6 protein-coding genes are annotated in these 5,261 nt (G+C 37.1%); 1 reads left to right on the top strand and 5 read right to left on the bottom strand.

Annotated elements, in window-relative coordinates; genetic code table 11:
• Positions 1-126 precede the first annotated feature (126 nt).
• On the bottom strand, positions 127-858 hold the full coding sequence (porT, locus tag ACY65O_RS09275) for a type IX secretion/gliding motility protein PorT/SprT (protein WP_462220575.1): 732 nt from the start codon (positions 856-858) through the stop codon (positions 127-129).
• On the bottom strand, positions 831-1,574 hold the full coding sequence (ubiE, locus tag ACY65O_RS09270) for a bifunctional demethylmenaquinone methyltransferase/2-methoxy-6-polyprenyl-1,4-benzoquinol methylase UbiE (protein WP_462220574.1): 744 nt from the start codon (positions 1,572-1,574) through the stop codon (positions 831-833). The genes porT and ubiE overlap by 28 nt, the downstream gene beginning before the upstream one ends.
• A gap of 104 nt (positions 1,575-1,678) precedes the next feature.
• Here ubiE and yihA point away from each other — a divergent pair, with 104 nt between their 5' ends.
• Positions 1,679-2,320 (top strand): ribosome biogenesis GTP-binding protein YihA/YsxC, encoded by a 642-nt coding sequence (gene yihA / locus ACY65O_RS09265; RefSeq protein WP_462220573.1) that lies wholly within the window; start codon positions 1,679-1,681, stop codon positions 2,318-2,320.
• A gap of 61 nt (positions 2,321-2,381) precedes the next feature.
• Here yihA and ACY65O_RS09260 read toward each other — a convergent pair whose 3' ends face one another.
• The 3 genes from ACY65O_RS09260 to ACY65O_RS09250 form a co-directional block, all read right to left on the bottom strand.
• The gene (locus ACY65O_RS09260) at positions 2,382-2,855 is read right to left on the bottom strand and encodes a ribonuclease H-like YkuK family protein (RefSeq protein ID WP_462220572.1); all 474 of its coding nucleotides are present in this window, start codon (positions 2,853-2,855) and stop codon (positions 2,382-2,384) included.
• A 243-nt stretch (positions 2,856-3,098) separates the two neighbouring features.
• A complete protein-coding gene (locus tag ACY65O_RS09255; protein WP_462220571.1) occupies positions 3,099-4,688 on the bottom strand; it encodes a T9SS type A sorting domain-containing protein in 1,590 nt (529 codons plus the stop codon).
• Between the two features lie 47 nt (positions 4,689-4,735).
• A complete protein-coding gene (locus ACY65O_RS09250; protein WP_462220570.1) occupies positions 4,736-5,194 on the bottom strand; it encodes a hypothetical protein in 459 nt (152 codons plus the stop codon).
• Between the last annotated feature and the right edge of the window lie 67 nt (positions 5,195-5,261).

The following is a 5,261-nucleotide window of genomic DNA, read 5'->3' as shown; positions in this document are numbered from 1 at the left end:
CCTGATTATTTACATAACATCAGCGATAACAGCCCCAACTCGGCAAGGATACATTTGTTTACAAAGATTAGTGATTTTTTAAGAACACAATTTTTACCTGTTCCTGTAACTACAGGTAAAAAATAATTACTCTACAGTTATAGAAAAAGTAATAGTACGGGAGTTTATCTTATCAATTACATTGGAGAATTTAAGGTCTTTATCACGGGCATGTAAATTGCCGAGGCCCCAGCCAGTTTTTAATTCTGTTGTTAATACAAAATAAGGATAATAAAAATGAAAGCCAAGTCCTGCTTCAATACCATAATCTAAGCGGTTGAGCTTAATAAGATTTTCTGCTTTTTTTGCGCCAGCATTGGCCGCCATATCATATTCTGCTTTTACGCCACCTAACATGTACACTTTAAAATTTCCAATTCTGTCGCTGCTGAATTTTATTTGTATAGGCAGCGTTAATGAAATTGATTGCACTTTTTTTATAGTAATGGAATCTTCTCCACCCGGCCTGTCGGGATATTTTAAGTTATACTCAAATGCTTTTTCGGTAAAGGTTATGTTAAGCGGATAAGTACGAAGATTAAAATGTTCACCCAGCCTTTTATCTACCAGCCATGCTAAATTTAACCCGGTACTGTTAATACTTTCTACCACCATTACACTATCACGTTGCATAAAAATGGGATGGTGGCCAAAGCTGAAGTGAGAACGGTTTAAACCAAGGTTAATACCAAAATGATAAGGCTTATCATCATGATCGGGCAAGTTAAGCCCGTTCCTCAATTGAGCGCTGCTCAAAAAAGGGCAAAGCATTAAACCGAGAATAGTATAAACTATTTTGTACCGCAATAAATACTGCATATACCTAAACTAAGGGGTTTGCTATAAGTGTTTAAATATCCCAGGTTATCCAGGATTTGAGTAAAATTTTTGCCTTCAGGAAATTTTTTAATTGATGCGTCGAGATATTTATAGGCGTTGCGGTTTTTAGAGAATAATTTGCCCACATTGGGGCATATCACCTTCATATATAAATTGTAAATGCTTTTTACTACTGGCATTTTGGGCTGGCTGAATTCCAGCACTACTAATTTTCCTCCCGGTTTCAGCACCCTTTTTATTTCACTCAACCCCTTTTCCAAATGCTGAAAATTACGTACTCCAAATGCCACAGTTACGGCATCAAACGTAGCATCATCAAAATTTATTGTTTCGCTGTCGCCATTTAACAACTCTATAATCCCGTTTAATCCTTGCTTTGCAATTTTCTGTCTGCCTATTTCCAGCATACCATCACTAATATCTATGCCAATAATTTTTTCGGGTTTTAAAATACCCGATGCCATAATGGCTACATCGGCTGTGCCGGTTGCAACATCTAATATTTTTTTGGGATGTAATTCCTTCAATTGCCTGATGGCTTTTTTTCTCCAGCCAATATCAATACCAGCACTTAAAAAGCGGTTTAAAAAATCGTATTTAACTGCAATATCATCAAACATATCAGCCACCTGCTGCTTTTTGCTGCTGTCGCTGTTTTTGTATGGCACTACGGTATCATGTGCAAATTCTGTCATAGTTTGCAAAGATAACAGGTTTTCTGTTCCGGGGTTTTGGCGTTTAAGGTTTTGGCGTTAAGAAGCTGCCAAATAAAAACAGTAAACTCAGCTATCTTTGCGGCATGCAAATTAAATGGGCCAAATATGTTATCAGCAGCCCCGATTATACTAAATGCCCGCCAGCAGATAAACCGGAGTATGCGTTTATTGGCAGAAGTAATGTAGGCAAATCTTCTTTAATAAATATGCTGTGCAATTTTGAAAAGCTGGCCAAAACTTCATCGGCACCGGGTAAAACACAACTCATCAATCATTTTATTATAGAATCTTCTTCGGCTGCTACTGCCGATGCGGCAGAAATAAAAAAAGCCAACTGGTATATTGTGGATTTGCCCGGTTATGGTTTTGCAAAAGTTAGCTTACGAAGCCGCCGCCGGTGGGAGCAAATGATTGAAAACTATTTGCGTAAAAGAGAAAACCTTACCATGGTTTTTGTTTTAATAGACAGTCGCCATTCTCCCCAAAAAATTGATTTGGAATTTATGGATCAATTAAGAAAATGGGAAGTGCCTTTCAGCATCATCTTTACAAAAACAGATAAAGAAAGCCAGAGCGTAGTAAGTAAAAACATAAAAGATTTTTTTAGTGCTATGAAAAAAACCTGGCAGTTTTTACCGCAGTATTTTAGCAGCAGTGCCGTAAAAAAAAGCGGACGGGATAAAATTTTAGCTTTGATTGAGGAGAAGAATAAAGAAAAAATATAGGGTGTCAGATTTACTATCCGTAATTTCCAGCTACAGAGTGCATTTTTAAAAAAGCACAAATTTAATTCACCACCTTATTGGCACAACTGCTGCTGGCAAAGGCTTCGGGTTTGGCTTTAAAGGCAAAGCCCATTCCTAAAATGTAACCCATTGCTTCACGTAAGGCCTCATTACTTTTAAACTGCGGATTGGTGTTAATGTCGGCATGCACTTCCATATCAACATTATACTCCGTAAAAAGATTGCAGAGTTCGTAAGCAATTTCAATGCTCTTTGCAACTTCTACCAGCATCCTTTCTTTAATGCTGTACTTGTGCGTTGTTTTTTCGTTGTGAATAAACATAAAGCCACCATGGCCTTCACGTAAAAAAACAATTACAGTTGCAAACTCGGTTTCTTTGCCTTTTACCTGGCTGTCGGTACCAATACAAACTTTTAAATGAAAACCATTAGCTGTTTCTCTTTTAATAGCATTTTCAACAGCATCTTTAATGGGTAGTTGGATGGGGTCTCCGTTAAATTTTCTCCATAACATAAAAATGGGTTTTCTAAAGTTACTGAAAAAAGCTCAGTAAATACAGCCCCTAAATCTCCTGAAGGGGACTTTTCAGCAGTATTCTAATTCTTACCACATTAAAAAAAGAGAAAATTAACTATTTGATAATTGAAAAGGTTTATGAAATGATGAAATCTTCGAAAGCTCCGCCAGCCGGCGGATTAGGGGAATAAAAAAGGGCCAGCCCCTAACGCTGACCCTTAACTTACACATGAATCTACCTTACTGTTTTAAAATCCGTTCTGTTTGATTTTTATTATTGCTGGTCAGTTGAATAATATATATGCCGTTAGGCTGGTTGTTAATATCTATTTTGTACGCCCCTGCTGCACCAATTCCTTTGCCTATTATTCTGCCATTTATATCACTCAATATATATTGGTGGGTTACCGGTGAATTAACAGTTATGCTGCTATGTATAAACGTTGATACTTTAAAAATATTATCTTCTTTATTAAGCCCTTTTAAAACTATTGTATTGGAATACGCTGTCTGATCAAGCACTGATATTACTTTTAAACGGTAATAGATTTCGGCGCTTTTAGCAGGACTGTAAGAAAAGCTTTTAGTTGTTGCGTTTACAGTGGTAAGGTTGATATAATTAATGCCATCGGCTGATGTTTGTACAGTAATTGTTTTTATGGGTTCGTCGGCAATAATATTCCAGGTAAGGTTATGCTTACTGTAATTATTGTTACCGGTTAACGATACATCATGTATGGGTAATGCGCCGGTAAACCCACTTAAAGTATAAGAACCCACGCTGCCATATTCACCCACATTTAAATTACCTGTTCCATCAACCTTAATATAATAAATTCCAGTATTCAGCATAGTATCCGCAGTTACACTCATGCTGCCGATGGGATCATAAGTTTTTATAAGCATGCCTGCTGCGTTATACAACTCCAGTTTAATATCAAGGTTTGCACCAATATAATTAGCCCCAACATTAAATGGTATTGCAGTTAAATGCAAATTGGTGTTTTGGAGTATGGTTAACTTAAATGCATCTCTGTCTGTATTGGTAGTAATAATTCCATTTTTTGTAAAACTTCCCGCAGTTAGTGCTGCAGTTGATACATTCATCGTTTCGGTATAATCATCTGCCCTGTAACCAAAACCATTTAAAGTTGTTATCATAGAAAGATGATCCTGTAAATTGGTACACCCATAAGGTGTTGGCCCATTATTCCATCCCGTCATATTTTTATAATAACTGTTGCCCATAATGGGTGCCCATGCATCTTCGCCGGTTCCTGTACCTGTGTTATAAGTTTCAATTGGAGTTGGGCAGCTTGATGCATCATACTTTGACTGGTGTGATAACCCCAAAGCATGGCCGCTTTCGTGTGAGCAGCATTCGCCTACCATTTTAGGACTGTTGGGGCCAAGCCTGTCGCAAAAAACAAAACCGGGTGTATCATCGCCCCAAACAAAAGAACCAATATATGCCACCCCGCCAACGCCTCCGTACCAGCCACTTGTGGGTGTAATAATTATGCGTATGCGTTTAGTTAATGGTGCTGCTAAAAATACTGCGGAGTCGGTTGTAATATTAATATCAAAGGGGCGAAAATCTTCTGCAGTGCGGTTAAATGCTTCTGTTATTTGCGTTTCTGTCATAGTGGCTGCAGCACAGTTTATTGGCGAGCCGGCATTCCAAACAACGCTTTGAACATAGTGACCGTCAAAATCGAGAAAGATAACTGCTGTTGCACCGGGCAAACTGTTTAGTTGCGGTACTGCAAAAGATTTTATTGAAAAAAATAATGCAAAAGTAAGACTTAGGGTAAGGTATAGTTTTTTCATGAAGGTGGATTTAGGTATGGTTTAAGGCTGTGTATTTTTATTCAGGATCAATTATGGCTGCAATCCTGCATTACTCTATCGGTTTCTATTTTTACAAGTTGATAATTATTAAAATTGTCTTTCTTAAGTTCGTACCCATCAAAATATTTTTTATTGATGATACGGCCAACATAAGTAATGCTGTTATCTCTATTAGTAATTTTAGATAATACAAAAATGGCATCTGCAAACAATGGCGATTTTATTACAACAGTTTGCAGGTTATTGTACTTAACTATATTACTTGTAACAGTACCGTCAATTAAAAAATTATCAGAGAAAGCAATGTTGATGTTTTGATTAACTGCCCCTGCAAATGCTTTGCTTAATTCTGCTTCGGTACAATTTATTTTTGAAGGAAAACTGTTGAAAAGCTGAGGCTTTGTGCCGTTCGTATTTTGAGAAAAGGCTGTTGCAGAAAAAAAAGTAACCAGTACGATAATGATAAAAAGTGTAGGGTGTTTCATAGTCAGGATTTTTTATGTGATCGAATAAACAAGTCACATATTACCTGAACGGGTTGCTATTTATTTT

Origin of the sequence: Ferruginibacter sp. (assembly GCF_031430955.1) — a bacterium.
In the GTDB taxonomy this organism is placed as follows: Bacteria; Bacteroidota; Bacteroidia; order Chitinophagales; family Chitinophagaceae; genus Ferruginibacter.
This window is presented reverse-complemented; position numbering and strand designations above follow the sequence as displayed.

Coding starts and splice junctions, on each gene's coding strand:
- porT (WP_462220575.1), bottom strand. CDS start 858: ATGCAGTATTTATTGCGGTACAAAATAGTTTATACTATTCTCGGTTTA.
- ubiE (WP_462220574.1), bottom strand. CDS start 1,574: ATGACAGAATTTGCACATGATACCGTAGTGCCATACAAAAACAGCGAC.
- yihA (WP_462220573.1), top strand. CDS start 1,679: ATGCAAATTAAATGGGCCAAATATGTTATCAGCAGCCCCGATTATACT.
- ACY65O_RS09260 (WP_462220572.1), bottom strand. CDS start 2,855: ATGTTATGGAGAAAATTTAACGGAGACCCCATCCAACTACCCATTAAA.
- ACY65O_RS09255 (WP_462220571.1), bottom strand. CDS start 4,688: ATGAAAAAACTATACCTTACCCTAAGTCTTACTTTTGCATTATTTTTT.
- ACY65O_RS09250 (WP_462220570.1), bottom strand. CDS start 5,194: ATGAAACACCCTACACTTTTTATCATTATCGTACTGGTTACTTTTTTT.